Origin of the sequence: Burkholderia sp. MSMB1826 (assembly GCF_001526325.1) — a bacterium.
GTDB lineage: Bacteria > Pseudomonadota > Gammaproteobacteria > Burkholderiales > Burkholderiaceae > Burkholderia.
The window spans coordinates 66,040-79,490 of record NZ_LOYN01000043.1 but is presented as its reverse complement, the minus strand read 5'-3'; the positions used below and the strand labels follow the sequence as shown (position 1 = coordinate 79,490).

13 protein-coding genes are annotated in these 13,451 nt (G+C 66.1%); 5 read left to right on the top strand and 8 right to left on the bottom strand.

What is annotated here, in order from left to right:
- Nucleotides 1-67: 67 nt before the first annotated feature.
- Nucleotides 68-610 carry a GNAT family N-acetyltransferase gene (locus tag WS95_RS24075; protein ID WP_059785521.1) on the bottom strand — a complete coding sequence of 181 codons (543 nt, stop codon included), beginning with the start codon at nucleotides 608-610 and terminating at the stop codon, nucleotides 68-70.
- Between the two features lie 281 nt (nucleotides 611-891).
- Between WS95_RS24075 and WS95_RS24070 the strand changes: the two genes are divergently transcribed.
- The 4 genes from WS95_RS24070 (at nucleotide 892) to WS95_RS24055 (ending at nucleotide 6,008) form a co-directional block, all read left to right on the top strand.
- The gene (locus WS95_RS24070; RefSeq protein WP_034207150.1) at nucleotides 892-2,112 is read left to right on the top strand and encodes an MFS transporter; all 1,221 of its coding nucleotides are present in this window, start codon (nucleotides 892-894) and stop codon (nucleotides 2,110-2,112) included.
- Nucleotides 2,113-2,327: 215 nt separating this feature from the next.
- Nucleotides 2,328-3,149, top strand: a complete 822-nt coding sequence (locus tag WS95_RS24065; protein WP_059785514.1) for a TetR/AcrR family transcriptional regulator — start codon at nucleotides 2,328-2,330, stop codon at nucleotides 3,147-3,149.
- Between the two features lie 157 nt (nucleotides 3,150-3,306).
- Nucleotides 3,307-5,061 (top strand): AMP-binding protein, encoded by a 1,755-nt coding sequence (locus tag WS95_RS24060; protein WP_034207148.1) that lies wholly within the window; start codon nucleotides 3,307-3,309, stop codon nucleotides 5,059-5,061.
- A gap of 29 nt (nucleotides 5,062-5,090) precedes the next feature.
- Entirely contained in the window at nucleotides 5,091-6,008 is a 918-nt protein-coding gene (locus WS95_RS24055; protein ID WP_059826548.1) for a DUF1571 domain-containing protein, read from the top strand.
- A gap of 27 nt (nucleotides 6,009-6,035) precedes the next feature.
- Here the strand turns inward: WS95_RS24055 and WS95_RS24050 are convergent, their stop codons facing one another.
- Nucleotides 6,036-6,320, bottom strand: a complete 285-nt coding sequence (locus tag WS95_RS24050) for a PXPV repeat protein (protein WP_034207146.1) — start codon at nucleotides 6,318-6,320, stop codon at nucleotides 6,036-6,038.
- Between the two features lie 295 nt (nucleotides 6,321-6,615).
- Between WS95_RS24050 and hfq the strand changes: the two genes are divergently transcribed.
- Nucleotides 6,616-7,164, top strand: a complete 549-nt coding sequence (hfq, locus tag WS95_RS24045) for an RNA chaperone Hfq (RefSeq protein ID WP_059785501.1) — start codon at nucleotides 6,616-6,618, stop codon at nucleotides 7,162-7,164.
- An 82-nt stretch (nucleotides 7,165-7,246) separates the two neighbouring features.
- Here hfq and WS95_RS24040 read toward each other — a convergent pair whose 3' ends face one another.
- Genes WS95_RS24040 through WS95_RS24015 form a run of 6 tightly spaced genes read right to left on the bottom strand, consistent with a single transcriptional unit; the run spans nucleotide 7,247 to nucleotide 13,449 of the window.
- Entirely contained in the window at nucleotides 7,247-7,954 is a 708-nt protein-coding gene (locus tag WS95_RS24040; protein WP_034207144.1) for a DUF2968 domain-containing protein, read from the bottom strand.
- Between the two features lie 54 nt (nucleotides 7,955-8,008).
- Complete coding sequence (locus tag WS95_RS24035; RefSeq protein ID WP_034207143.1) at nucleotides 8,009-9,400, bottom strand: sigma 54-interacting transcriptional regulator; 1,392 nt, start codon at nucleotides 9,398-9,400, stop codon at nucleotides 8,009-8,011.
- Nucleotides 9,401-9,413: 13 nt separating this feature from the next.
- Nucleotides 9,414-11,225, bottom strand: coding sequence for a TadG family pilus assembly protein (locus tag WS95_RS24030; protein ID WP_059826546.1), 1,812 nt, complete (start codon nucleotides 11,223-11,225; stop codon nucleotides 9,414-9,416).
- Nucleotides 11,226-11,237: 12 nt separating this feature from the next.
- Nucleotides 11,238-11,570 (bottom strand): DUF3613 domain-containing protein, encoded by a 333-nt coding sequence (locus WS95_RS24025; protein WP_059826544.1) that lies wholly within the window; start codon nucleotides 11,568-11,570, stop codon nucleotides 11,238-11,240.
- Nucleotides 11,571-11,593: 23 nt separating this feature from the next.
- A complete protein-coding gene (locus WS95_RS24020) occupies nucleotides 11,594-12,421 on the bottom strand; it encodes a hypothetical protein (RefSeq protein WP_059826542.1) in 828 nt (275 codons plus the stop codon).
- A gap of 29 nt (nucleotides 12,422-12,450) precedes the next feature.
- Nucleotides 12,451-13,449: a type II secretion system F family protein gene (locus WS95_RS24015; protein ID WP_059826540.1), complete on the bottom strand. Its 999-nt coding sequence runs from the start codon at nucleotides 13,447-13,449 to the stop codon at nucleotides 12,451-12,453.
- Nucleotides 13,450-13,451: the final 2 nt, after the last annotated feature.

Genomic DNA, 13,451 nt, shown 5'->3' with positions numbered 1-13,451 from the left:
TCCCTCACGAGCGCGACGTGCGTCCGGTTGACGATCTCTGACACCTGCCCACGCGTACGACGTCGCACTACGCGCGCAAATCGTTGCGTTCGAGGCGATGCCGAATGTAAGGAATGCCGTCGTGCACGACGCTCACGCGCCGCATGCCGAGCTTGCGCGCCACGTTCAGCGAGCCATGATTGGCCTGCGCGATATCGGCGATCACGCGCGGCAGGCGCACGGTGTCGAACGCATGCCGCACGACGGCCGCCGCGGCCTCGCTCGCGATGCCGCGCCCCCACGTCGCCCGCACGAGCCGCCAGCCGATCTCGACGTCGCGCGATGCGTCCTGATAGTCGGGAATCAGCAGGATCCAGCCGACGAACACGTCGGGCGCAGCCTTCTCGAAGATCGACCAGTAGCCGAGGCCCGGCGGATAGTCGCACGTGATCCGGTGCGTGACGAAGCGTCGATGCTCGTCGGGGTCGTGCCACGGGCCCGCGATGTGGCGCGTGACCTCGGGATCGCGATCCATCTCGATGCATGCCTCGAGATCGGCCAGCACGCGCGGCCGCAGCCACAGCCTCGCGGTTTCGAGCACGGGCAACGTGTCGGCGGAACGGTCATTCATCGGGACTCCTGATGCGGTGGCGTTGCGCATCGAGCGCATTACAGAACGGATACAAAAATCCTTCCGGAAGGATACAGACACCTGTCGCGTGCGTCGCGCGGTTCCGTTTCCGTTTCCGAAACAGTGCATTTCGTAGGGATTATTCCCGATTCGCGGTTATCGCGCCCCACATCGCGCGGCGCGCGAGCCTACACTCGATCAGTGCCCCCGCGCCGCGCGCGCGCCGGGCCGGCATCCGCATGCAAATCGCGAGCGCGCAAGCCAACGAGGAGACCCCGGACATGAGCTGGACCCGCGAGCAACGCAACGTCACGATCGCCGCCTACCTGGGCTGGACGCTCGATGCATTCGATTTTTTCCTGATGGTTTTCGTGCTGAAGGACATCGCCGCGGAATTCTCGTCGACGATTCCCGCCGTCGCGTTCGCGCTCACGCTGACGCTCGCGATGCGCCCGCTCGGTGCATTGATCTTCGGCCGCCTCGCCGACCGCTTCGGTCGCCGCCCGACGCTGATGGTCAACATCGCGTGCTATTCGCTGCTCGAACTGGCATCGGGTTTCGCGCCGAGCCTGACCGCGCTGCTCGTGCTGCGCGCGCTGTTCGGCATCGCGATGGGCGGCGAATGGGGCGTCGGCTCCGCGCTGACGATGGAAACCGTGCCGACCCACGCGCGCGGCTTCGTGTCGGGGCTGCTGCAGGCCGGCTATCCGAGCGGCTATCTGCTCGCATCCGTCGTGTTCGGCCTGTTCTACCAATACATCGGCTGGCGCGGGATGTTCATGGTCGGCGTGCTGCCCGCGCTGCTCGTGCTGTACGTGCGGGCGCACGTGCCCGAATCGCCGGCATGGAAACAGATGGAGAAGCGCCCGCGCCCGAGCCTCGGCGCCACGCTGAAGCAGAACTGGAAACTCACGATCTACGCGATCGTGCTGATGACCGCGTTCAACTTCTTCTCGCATGGCACGCAGGATCTCTATCCGACGTTCCTGCGCGAGCAGCATCGCTTCGATCCGCATACCGTATCGTGGATCACGATCGTGCTGAACATCGGCGCGATCGTCGGCGGCCTGTCGTTCGGCGCGATCTCGGAGCGCATCGGCCGACGCCGCGCGATCTTCATCGCCGCGCTGATCGCGCTGCCCGTGCTGCCGCTGTGGGCGTTCTCGAGCGGCGCGATCGCGCTCGCCGCCGGCGCGTTCCTGATGCAGATCTCGGTACAGGGCGCGTGGGGCGTGATACCGGTTCACCTGAACGAGATCTCGCCCGACGAGATCCGCGCGACCTTCCCCGGCGTCGTCTACCAGCTCGGCAACCTGCTCGCGTCGGGCAACGCGACGATGCAGGCGTCGCTCGCCGTGTCGAACGGCAACGATTACGGCTTCGCGCTCGCACTGGTGGCCGGCATCGTCGCCGTCGCGATCGCCGTGCTGATCCTGTTCAGCCGCGAGCGGCGCGGCATCGACATGACGCAATCGGTCAATACGCGTACCGCCGCCGGGTGAACCCGCACGTTGCGGCATCGCATCATCGCGCGCGCCCCGCCCCGCCGGGAGCGGGCGCGGCGCTTTCCGCACCTGCACATCGAACTAGAGGAATTGGTCCAGATTCCGCGCTTGCCCGGTCCGCCCGCGTTTTTTTATCTTAATGAAAACGACTGTTTGAATCAGATAATCAAATCACCTGTTCGCGGCCGGGCAACCGGCATGGGAGGCGGAACATGGCAGTAAGTCAGGAGGGGCGGCCATCTGCGGGACGGTCGTCCGGGGCGCGGTCATCCGGCACGCGGCAGACCGGCGGGACGAAGGCGCGCATCCTCGATGCGGCCGAGGATCTGTTCATCGAACACGGCTTCGAAGCGATGTCGATGCGGCAGATCACCTCGCGCGCGGCGGTCAATCTCGCCGCGGTCAACTACCACTTCGGCAGCAAGGAAGCGCTGATCCACGCGATGCTGTCGCGCCGGCTCGACCAGTTGAACCAGGAGCGCCTCGGCATCCTCGACCGCTTCGATGCGCAACTCGGCACGCACATCACCTGCGAGCACGTGCTCGGCGCGATGTTCATTCCGGCGCTGAAGGCATCGCGCGATCCCGAACGCGGTGGGCCGGGGTTCCTGCGGCTGATCGGCCGCGCCTACACCGATCCTTCGCCGTTCGTGCGCAACTTCCTGACCGCGCACTACGCGAGCGTCGCGGGCCGCTTCTTCGACGCCTTCCAGCGCGCGCTGCCGCACCTGCCGCGCACCGAGCTCGGCTGGCGGCTGCACTTCGCGATCGGCGCGCTGTCCGGCGCGCTCGCGGGCGCCGAAACGGAAAGCCTGATCGACGAATTCTCGCAAGGCCGCACGATGAACGACGTGCAGATGATCGCGCGGCTGTCGTCGCTGATCGTCGCCGCGCTGAAGGCGCCGATGCCCGACAGCGCACAACTGTCGATCTTCGCGGCAGTGCTCGACGACGCCGGTGCAAGCGAGGCATTCGGGCTGCCGCAGTCGGCTCCGGCCGCCGCCGAGACGGCGCCGCTGCATTCCACGAACTGAGCGCGCGAGGCCACGCGCGGCTTCCTGTTCACGATTTGATTGATACGCGCGGTCGTGCGCGGCGTCGAGGCGCCCGCGTCGACCGGCCGCGAAGCACGGGGCATGGGCTGGCGCTGGCGCGCCGACCCTCGCCGAGCGCCAAGACCGGAGACACGTCATGTCATCTTCCGCAGCACCCACCTCGGCTCAGATTCCGCCGAACACCGATGCCATCTGGTACGCGTCGTACCCGCCCGGCGTCCCGCACGAGATCGACGTCACGCAATACGCGTCGCTCGTGCAGTTCTTCGACGAATGCACGACCCGCTTCGCCGACCGCGTCGCCTACGTGAGCGCCGGCGCGTCGATGACCTACCGCACGCTCGCGCGGAAAGTCGACGCGTTCGCGTCGTATCTGCAAAGCCTCGGCGTGAAGCCCGGCGACCGCGTCGCGATCATGCTGCCGAACACGTTCCAGTATCCGGTCGCGCTGTTCGGCACGCTGAAGGCCGGCGCGATCGTCGTCAACGTGAATCCGCTCTACACCGTGCGCGAACTCGCGCACCAGCTGAAGGACAGCGGCGCGCAGACGATCGTCGTGTTCGAGAACTTCGCGCGCACGCTGCAGGACGCGCTGCCGGAAACGCAGGTGAAACACATCGTCGTCACCGCGCTCGGCGATCTGCTCGCCGACGGCTTCAACGCGAAAGGACGCCTGATCAATTTCGTGCTGAAGCACGTGAAGAAGCTCGTGCCGGCCTATCACCTGCCGCAGGCGGTCCGGCTGCGCTCCGCCCTCGCGCTCGGCGCGCGCGGCAAGCCGCAACCGGTGCAGACCACGCGCGACGATCTCGCGTTCCTGCAGTACACGGGCGGCACGACCGGCGTCGCGAAAGGCGCGATGCTCACGCACGGCAACCTGATCGCGAACCTGCTGCAGGCGAAGGCCTGGATCGCCGACCAGGTGTCGGGCGACGTCGAAACCGTGCTCACGCCGCTGCCGCTCTATCACATCTATTCGCTGACGGTGAACGCGTTCATCTTCATGGGGCTCGGCGGCCGCAACATCCTGATCGCGAATCCGCGCGACATGAAGATGGTGATGAAGATCATCCGCCACGAGACGTTCACGGGGATCACCGGCATCAACACGCTGTACAACGCGTTCCTCGACAACGACGAATTCCGCCAACGCGACTTCTCGAAGCTCAAGCTCGCGATGGCGGGCGGGATGGCGATGCAGCGCGCGGTCGCCGAGCGCTTCCAGCAGGTGACGGGCCGGCCGGTGGTCGAAGGCTACGGTCTCACGGAGTGTTCGCCGATCGTCACGATGAATCCCGTGGACCTGAACGACATGGCCGCGTTCAGCGGTTCGATCGGCCTGCCCGCGCCATCGACCGTCGTGCGCTTTCGTCGCGAGGACGGCACCTGGGCCGCGATCGGCGAGCCGGGCGAGCTGTGCGTGCGCGGCCCGCAGGTGATGCGCGGCTACTGGCAGCGCCCCGACGAGACGGCCAAGGTGATCGACGCCGACGGCTGGCTCGCCACCGGCGACATCGGCGTGATGGACGAACGCGGCTTCATCCGCCTCATCGATCGCAAGAAGGACATGATCCTCGTGTCGGGCTTCAACGTGTATCCGAACGAGATCGAGGAAGTGCTCGTGATGCATCCCGGCATCAGCGAAGCCGCGGCCATCGGCATTCCGGACGAAGTACAGGGCGAGCGGATCAAGGTGTTCGTCGTGCGTCGCGACCCGTCGTTGACGGCCGAGGACGTACTCGCGCACTGCCGCAAGAACCTGACTGGCTACAAGATGCCGAAATTCGTCGAGTTCCGCGACGCACTGCCGCAGACGAACGTCGGCAAGATCCTGCGCCGCGCGCTGCGCGACGAGGAACTCGCCAAAATCCAGGCCGCGAAGCAAGGCTGAACGATCCATCGCTGCGGGAGACGCTATCGATGAACGAAGGAATGAAGCGCCGCGCGCGGCATGCCGCCGCGGCAGCCGTCGCATGCGTGCTGTCGCTCGCGCAGGCGGGCTTGCATGCACAGGAACAGGCCGACGCCGCGAGCGCGGCACCGGCCGCCGCGCTCCCCGCGGATCTCGCGAAGGTCACGCACGAGCCGCTCGCGCAGCAGGCGCGCTGGCTGCGCACGGCGGCCCAGCGCGGCACGCTCGCGCAACTCGACGATGCAACGCTCACGGCGCTCTTCAAGGCGCTCGATCCGCTGGCCGTGCCGCTCTATATCCGTAACGGCCCCAACGGCTATCCGTCTTACCAGTTCACGATGGTGCGCCAGGAGCGCATCAACGGGAAATGGTCCGACACGCCCGACCGCATGCTCGTGAAGACGACCCGCGAGCCGCTGCGCGTGTATGCGAAATGGTTGCCGGGCAGCGCGCATGCCGGACAGGAGACGATCTACGACACGACGCAGCGCAAGGACGAGATGTACGGCCATCTCGGCGGCCTGCTCGGCAAGATTCCGTTATGGACGGCGATCGACGGCGCGCTCGCGCGCGCCCAGTCGAATCACCAGGTGAAGGATCTCGGCACCGAGTTCATCGCGAACCTGTACCTGACCGAAGGGAAGAAATATCTGGAAGCCGGCGTGCAGCGACCGACCGACGTGCAAGCCAGGACGATCGGCGGCGTGCGCGTCGTCGCGCTCACGTACGAAACGCCGACCGGCCGGCCGCAGTTCTATGCGAAAAAGGAAGTACTGGGGCTCGACCTGCACGCTCCCTATTTCCGGACCGTCGAGTCCTATGACAACGACGGCAGGATTTTCGAGCGGATCGTCATCGAGAAAATCGCGCCGACACCCCTCGACGACACCGCATTCGACCCGAAAAACCCCGACTACGCGTTCTGACGCGCGCCGACGGGGCCGCCACGGGGCTCAATCGTCATCGTCGTCGCCGTGGTGCCGATGCCAGTGCTTGTAATAGTGCTTGCGCCACTTGCGATAGCGATCGTCGTCGTCATCGCCGTCATAGCCGTATCCGTAGCCCGGATAGGCGACGACGGCGGGCTGCGGCGCCACATAGACCGGCGCCGGTTCGACATAGACCGGCGCGACCGGCACGCCGATGCCGACCGACAGATCCACATGCCCTGCCATTGCACTACCGGAAACGAGCAACGCCATGCTCCCGATCATCCCTGCCACTTGCCTCTTGTTCATGCTCCGGATCCCTGATGAGCCGGCCCGCCCGGCTCGCGCGATCAATGTAAGCGCGACGCATGCACCGAGGTGATACGGGGCTGCGAGAGTCGTAACGCGACGTAACGAAACGACTTTGGCCGTTCGGCCTGATCGCGAAAATGCGCGGGAACGTCTATAGTGGGTTACGGTTCGACACAATCACGACTGCGCGCTTCCCTATCGAACAAGGTAGAATTCCGCCAAACGCCTTGTGGACGAACACGCCACACACACGCACAACATATTCTCTGACGCAGGCTCCTGCCGCACCTCAATGGCCAATCCCGCAGAATCCCATCCGCAAAACGACTTCATCAATTCGGCGCGCAAGGAACGTAAGCGTGTTGAAATCTATCTCGTCAACGGCATTCGTCTGACGGGGTGTATCGAGTCGTTCGACCAGTATCTGGTGATGCTGCGCACCCCCGTGGGTCTGCAAGGCATCTACAAGCGTGCGATTTCCACGATCCAGCTCGACACCGGCGGCTCGCGCCCCGGCGGCGGCCCCCGCGGCCCGCGCACTGGCGGTCGCCCCGGCGGCCGTGAAGGCGGCGGTCACAGCCCGTACGGCTCGCACGGCGGCCCGCGCGAATCGCGCGGCGACGGCGGCTACGGCGCCCGCGAGCCGCGTGAAGGCTACGGTTCGCGCGAACCGCGCGAAGGCTACGGCGCACCGCGTGAACCTCGCGAGCCGCGTGAAAGCTACGGCGCGCCGCGCGACACCGGCGATGCATCCGGCAACGCCGCGCCGTCGGATTCCCGCGGCGGCAACGGGCCGGTCATCGTGACGCGCCGCCGGCGAATCGTGCCGGACGGCCAGTAAAAACAAAAAGGGCAAGCCAACCGGCTTGCCCTTTTCACTGGTACGGCCGATGCGGCGCGTGGCCGCACCGCCGTCACCGGGTTCAGCGGGCCGTCGTCGGCAGCCCCGCGTCGGCCTCGCGCTGCAGCGAACGCACCTGCTGCTGCAACGCCCGCAATTGCGACTGCAGCTGCGCCTGTTGCGCTTGCAGCGCCGCCGTTTCGCTCCGCACGCTCTTCTGGCGATCCGCCACCGCAGCCTGCTGCTGGCGCGCGATCGAGATGTCCGCCTGCAGCCGCCGCGCGCGCTCCTGCGTGACTTCGATCTGCTTGTCCATTTGCGCCTTCTGCGATTCCAGCTTCGCCGCTCGCAGTTCGTTGACGGCCAGCCGCTCCGCCTGATGCGAGAAATCGCGATAGATCGCTTCCGCGCGCGTTTCGTCGTAAGTCTTGATCACGCGCCAGAACGCCTTCTGCTGGAACAGCGCGACGAAATACGCACCGTCCTTGACGTTGAACAGCAGGCTGGCGCCGTAGCTGCCGTTGTAGCTCGTGCGCATTTCCGTCAGCGAATGCGCCTGGATCTGGCGTTGCAAATCGTCGACCGTGCTCGGCCCCGTCGTCTCGCCGGCCTGCGGCTGTATCGACGTCTGCGCCTGCGAATCGATCACCGGAATCGCAGCCACCGGCGCCGACGCCTGCTGCACCGCCGGCGAATCGCTGCCTGCCAGCCCCTGCGCGAACGCGCCTTGCATGCCTCCCATCATGGCGAGCAACACGCCTACCCGCCTCAACCCCGTCATATGGCTCATGAAATTTTATTCCCGCCCGAGTCGTTGTAATTCACCGCGATTTTATCTCATTAATTACTCGCTTTCGCGGGTCTCGGGCTCTTCGTCGAAGATCTGATATTTGCGCATTTTTTCCCACAATACCTTGCGGCTGATGCCGAGCTGCTGGGCCGTGTCCTGACGCCGCCAACCGTTTGCGTCGAGCGCCGCGATCACGCGGCTGCGCTCGTTCATGTCCCACTTGCTGCGATCGACGAACACCTCGGCCGCACTCTCCGCCGGCACCGGCTGGGCCGCGCTGCGTGCGTGCGCGATCAGCCGCTGCAGTCGCGCGGCATCCCAGCCGCCCGTCTGCCGCACCGTCACGCCGACGCGCTCGGCGAGGTTGCGCAATTCGCGCACGTTGCCGGGGAAATAGCTGTCCGCGACCGAATCCGTGAGCCAGTACGGCAGATCGGACAACTCGGCGAGCCGCTCCTCGCCGACCACCTGGGCGACGAACGACTTGAACAGCGCGATCTTGTCCACCGCGCCGCGCTCCTCCAGCGACGGGATGCTCAGCTCGATCACCGCGAGCCGGTAGTAGAGATCGGCGCGGAACAACCCTTCCTTGACGAGCTGCGGCAGCTTCTTGTTGCTCGCCGCGACCAGACGGAAATCGACCTTCACCGGCGCCGTCGCGCCGACCCGCAGCACCGCGCCGTCCTCGAGCACCCGCAGCAGCTTGACCTGCTGATACAGCGGCAGATCGCCGACTTCGTCGAGGAACAGCGTGCCGCCGGCCGCCTGCTCGAAATAACCTTTATGCGCAACAACCGCGCCGGTGAACGATCCTTTCGCATGGCCGAAGAACAGCGATTCGAACAGGCCGTCCGGAATCGCGCCGCAGTTGACCGGCACGAATTCGCCGTGCCGATAGCGCGAATGCTTTTCGTGCAGCAGTTGCGCGATGCGCTCCTTGCCGACGCCGGTTTCGCCGTGCAGCAGCACGTTGGTGTCGCAGTCGGCGAACGTATCGACTTCGTGCAGCAGCGCCTGCATCGATTCGGAGTGCGCGACGAGTTCGGATGGCTGCAACGTTTCGGCCGCGTGCGCACGCAGCTGCGTGACGAGCTTGCCGATCATGCCGCGCAATTCCGCGCACGTGAAATCGAGCGGCAGGATGTGCGAATACTCGGGCGGGTACTGCGATGCGTCGTGGTCGCGCGCCGCGCCGACCCAGACCACCGGCATGCCGATGTTGGCCTGCCAGTCGCGCAGGAATGCCGCGCCGCCTTCGATCATCGTCACGCTGATGATCGCCAGCGACCGCCGCATCGCGGCGCGCTCGGGCGAGACCGCCGCGTTGTCGGCGCGGATCACTTCGACGTCGAAGCTCGCCATGCATCGGGCGACGCGGTCGACGATGTCCGCCTTGCCTTCCCAGACGTACAGGTCGAGCTCTTCGATTGCGGGCGTATTTCTCATCTGATCTGCTTCTTCAGTAAACCGTTTGGGCGACCCCGCAACTGAGCGAGATCTGATGGACCGTCGCCGCGCCGACCTGGACGCCGAGCAGATTCAGCAGCGGCACGAGGACTGCGTCAAGGCTCGACAGGAGCGGGCCGAGCAGACTGGTCAAGAAACCTAGCAAAGTCGACACGAAAGTCGAGGGGATCGACAGCAGATCGGCGCCGAGCAAACTGAGCGTAGCGGTGATCTTCGCAGCCGCGAGTTGCGCGAGCGCTGAACTGAGCGACGAGCCGAGCGCGTTCGAATTGACGGTCCAGTAGTTGGCGTCGATTCCGGGCACGCCATTGAACGTGTGCTGTTGCGCCGCCCCCTGCACCTGGACCGATACGTTGGACATTGACACTTTTAGTCCGGCAAGGCCAAGGACAGTCGCGTTGATCACCTGCGCGGGTGACGTGCAGCTGTATGCCGACGACAAACTGATCTTGCCCGACGAATCAAGCGGTGGCTGGCCGATACACAGATTGGCAACGCCCGGCTGTGCGGTAATAACGACAGTGCTCGCTGCCTGTGTGGCAGCACATTGCGTCGAGTTCAGCCACGCGGTACCGGTGCCGGCTTGCAGGTAAATCGGCAGATTGACATCGACGCCCACGTTCAGCGCGCCCAGCAACGGCCCGACCAACGGCAACTGCGCCGTACCAAGATAGACATTCAGATACACGCCCACTGCCGCCGTCGACGCCTTCGTGCGCCACGTTCCCGTCGCCGGATCGATCCCGCCCTCGCCAACGCCGATCGACGGCGGGCTGATGATCTGCACCTGCAACTGCGTTCCCGTCAGCCCGCCAAGATTCACCGACGGCACATTGACCGTGACCGCCGGCTTGCCCGTTGCCGCGATCTCCGCGCCGACCATCAGCAGGTCGAGCAGATCGACCTGCGCGTTGAGGGCCGCCTGCGTATCCGCGAGCGCGACGTTCAGCAACCCGCCCGCGCCGCCGAGACCGATCGACGTCCCCGGGACGTTGGCGTTCACGATCGCCTGCAGCGCGGCCACGCTCGCCTGCAGGCTTGCGTTCACGACGGACGTCTGCGAGGCCGCCTTCACCATCAACTGGATCAGTTGCGGCAGCGTGAGCTTCAGCGCGAGCAGTTGATCGACCGTGCCGACGCCCGCCGCCACGACGAGGTCGCCGACCGTCACGTTGGTGCACGCAAGCGCTTGATACGACGCGATGTTCAGGTTCAGGTTGGCGCCGAGCAGCGCGCCGATCAGCCCGTTGACGAGCCCCGGATTGCCGGACGTCGGCGCCGATCCGCCCGAGCAGCCAACCCCGCCGAGCGCGGCAAGGGTCGCGCCCACCGAGAACGTATCGATGTTCGTCGAACGCGCGGTCGATACCGCGGACACCGTCTGCGGCGGTCCGACGAAGAAGAACGGCACCTGGCGCGTGACGACCACCTTGGCGGCGTTCAACTGCGTGGTCCCGGATGTCGCGGCGGCGTAGTAGCTGGGTGCCGGATTGGCAGACGTATCCCAGCGGCCGCATTCGATGCTGATCGTGTCGCCGTTCGACGCATTGAGCCCGTTCGACTGCGCATTGCTGGTCGCGGTGGCAGTCGGCTGCGAACAGGCATCGTCCATCCGCTGCACGGCCGCGAGCGCAGCCATGTCGGCAATTCGCTGCACGTCTCGACGCTGGTAAAAGAGATTACCGACGCCAATGGCGCCAAGCGTGGTGACGGCGATCAGCATCGCGATGATCGCCATCACCGAGAACGCGCCGCGCTGTCGTGACGCGCGGCGGATCGTGCCGCCACTGTGCCGGGTAGTCACCGTTTTGCTCCGTCAGCGCGCGAGATCGCCGCCGGACAGCCCGCCGCTGCCGCTGCCGCTGCCGCCGCTGCCGCCGCCCGACGCCGACATCGTGCCGAACCACTGCGGAATCGGCGTCTTGAACGAGTCGATATAGCGCTGATACGCATACGTCCCGGCCGTGCCGTCGATCGGTTGCGGCGTAGCGGCCGCCCGATTCGAGCGCTGCAGGTCGAGCAGCGCGCTGGTCGCGTGACCGATTTCAGACGCCGGCGTGTCGCTTTGCGCATGCGCGACGCCCGCGCCCAGCGAGCACGCGAACGCGATGCCCACGGCCCGCACGCGGATTGAGGAAAGGTGAAACATGATGGCCTCCGTGAATATCGTCGTTATCGCGCGAAACGCTGCAGCAGCGGCACGGCAAGATCGAAATTGTCGCTGCTCGCCACCGACGGCACGGACACGCTGGCCGGCGCATAGGCGATGGCGCGCTGCTTCGCGCGCATCGCCGCCGCAACCTTCGTCTCGTCGTCACGAATCTGGCCGCGCACCGCGGGCGACAGCTTCTGCTGATCCATCAGCCGCCGCGCATCTTTCGCATGGCCGGTCGCGAGCAGATACAGCACGAAGTTGCTGAGGATCTTCGGGTTCTTCTGCTCGAGTTCGGCCGCCTTCAGCAGCGGCACGCGCGCCCCCGCCAGATCGCCTTCACGCATCTTCGAATACGCGAGGTCGGACAACGTCGCCGCATCGGTCGGCGCAAGTGCCGTCGCCTGTTCGAGCTGCTGCGCGGCCAGCGCGAAATCGCCGCGGGCGCCGGCGGTCAGCCCCAGCCCGCGATAGCCGCGCGCAGCGAGCGGCGTCGTCAGCAACTTGGTATAAGCGGCCACGCCGGCGTCGTACTGGCCGGTCGCGCGCAACGCGTCGGCACGCAGCAGGATCGTGTCCGGCGATGCACCATATTGCTTCTCGTACTGATCGATGTGCGCGAGCGACGCAAAATACAGCCCCTGCCCCTGCATCCGCTCGATCAGGCCCAGATACATGCCCGGCGTATCGGGCGGCGCATTCTTGTCGGCGGCGGCCTGCATCAGTGCGCCGCGTTCGGCCTGCGCTCCGATTCCGTATCCGGACTCCTTGAACATCGCGCACCCGCTGGCAAGCAACGCGCACGCCGTCGCGCCTGCGAGCGTGCGAACCCAACCCAATCGATTCATCTCGTGTCGCTCCTTCCCCTCATGCCGCATCAATGCTGAATCGCAGCGAGCGCGGACAGCACGGTCATGATCCCCGGCCCCGCGGTCACGATCAACAGTGCCGGCAACAGCGTGACGATCATCACGCCGGTCATCTTCACCGTCAGGCGACCGATCTGTTCGCGCAGCGTCGCGCGACGCCCTTCGCGCAGACGGTCACCGAATTGTTTCAGCGGCTCTTGCACCGCGCCGCCATGCTTGTCGACCTGAATCAGCAAGCGCACGATCGCGCGCAAATCCTCGTTGTCGAAACTGTTCGTCAGGCGTTGCAGCGATTGCTCGCGCGTGCGCCCGGCCGCGAACTGCCGCTGCGCGACGCCGAGTTCCCACGACAGCACCGGCAGCATCGTCTGAAAATCGTGCGTAACGACCTGGATGCTCTGGTCGAGCGACAGGCCGACGCCCTGCAGCAGCCGCAACATGTCGACGAGCAGCGGCAGTTCGGCCGCGATGCTCTGCCGGCGCGCGGTGGCGCGCCGGCGCACATAGATCTTCGGCAGCATGTAGCCGGTCACGAGCGCGACGGATATCCACAGCGGCCAGCGCGCCTGTTGCCCGCGGCCGATCAGTACCAGCACCGCGAGCGCCGGCAGCAGGATCGCGCAGACGATGCGAGCGCCGACGAACAGCGCTCTGGCACGCACGTCGACGAAACCGCACTGTTCGAGCAGTTGGCGATCTTCGTCGGCGATCAGATATCTGCTGAAGCCGGTATCGAGCCACCGCATCCCGACGTCTTCGAAACGTTCGCGCAGCCCCGCGAAACGGACACGCGGCGCGGGCGGTGTCGCCGCCTCGCGTGCCGCTTCGGCCGAGCCGGCGCGCGCGGCAGCCGCTTCGACCGCAGCGGCCCGGCGGTCGAGCGCATGCGCCAGCGCGCGCTCGGCACGCTGTACGAGCACGACGCGGACGATCGCGAGCGCGGCAAGCAGCAGCACGCCGATCGATCCGAGCACCAGCGCCAGCGCGCCTAAACGGTTTGCATCCATCG

Bases quoted from the DNA above. Each gene is read 5' to 3' on its own strand.
- WS95_RS24075 (WP_059785521.1), bottom strand. From the start codon at position 610: ATGAATGACCGTTCCGCCGACACGTTGCCCGTGCTCGAAACCGCGAGG.
- WS95_RS24070 (WP_034207150.1), top strand. From the start codon at position 892: ATGAGCTGGACCCGCGAGCAACGCAACGTCACGATCGCCGCCTACCTG.
- WS95_RS24065 (WP_059785514.1), top strand. From the start codon at position 2,328: ATGGCAGTAAGTCAGGAGGGGCGGCCATCTGCGGGACGGTCGTCCGGG.
- WS95_RS24060 (WP_034207148.1), top strand. From the start codon at position 3,307: ATGTCATCTTCCGCAGCACCCACCTCGGCTCAGATTCCGCCGAACACC.
- WS95_RS24055 (WP_059826548.1), top strand. From the start codon at position 5,091: ATGAACGAAGGAATGAAGCGCCGCGCGCGGCATGCCGCCGCGGCAGCC.
- WS95_RS24050 (WP_034207146.1), bottom strand. From the start codon at position 6,320: ATGAACAAGAGGCAAGTGGCAGGGATGATCGGGAGCATGGCGTTGCTC.
- hfq (WP_059785501.1), top strand. From the start codon at position 6,616: ATGGCCAATCCCGCAGAATCCCATCCGCAAAACGACTTCATCAATTCG.
- WS95_RS24040 (WP_034207144.1), bottom strand. From the start codon at position 7,954: ATGAGCCATATGACGGGGTTGAGGCGGGTAGGCGTGTTGCTCGCCATG.
- WS95_RS24035 (WP_034207143.1), bottom strand. From the start codon at position 9,400: ATGAGAAATACGCCCGCAATCGAAGAGCTCGACCTGTACGTCTGGGAA.
- WS95_RS24025 (WP_059826544.1), bottom strand. From the start codon at position 11,570: ATGTTTCACCTTTCCTCAATCCGCGTGCGGGCCGTGGGCATCGCGTTC.
- WS95_RS24020 (WP_059826542.1), bottom strand. From the start codon at position 12,421: ATGAATCGATTGGGTTGGGTTCGCACGCTCGCAGGCGCGACGGCGTGC.
- WS95_RS24015 (WP_059826540.1), bottom strand. From the start codon at position 13,449: ATGGATGCAAACCGTTTAGGCGCGCTGGCGCTGGTGCTCGGATCGATC.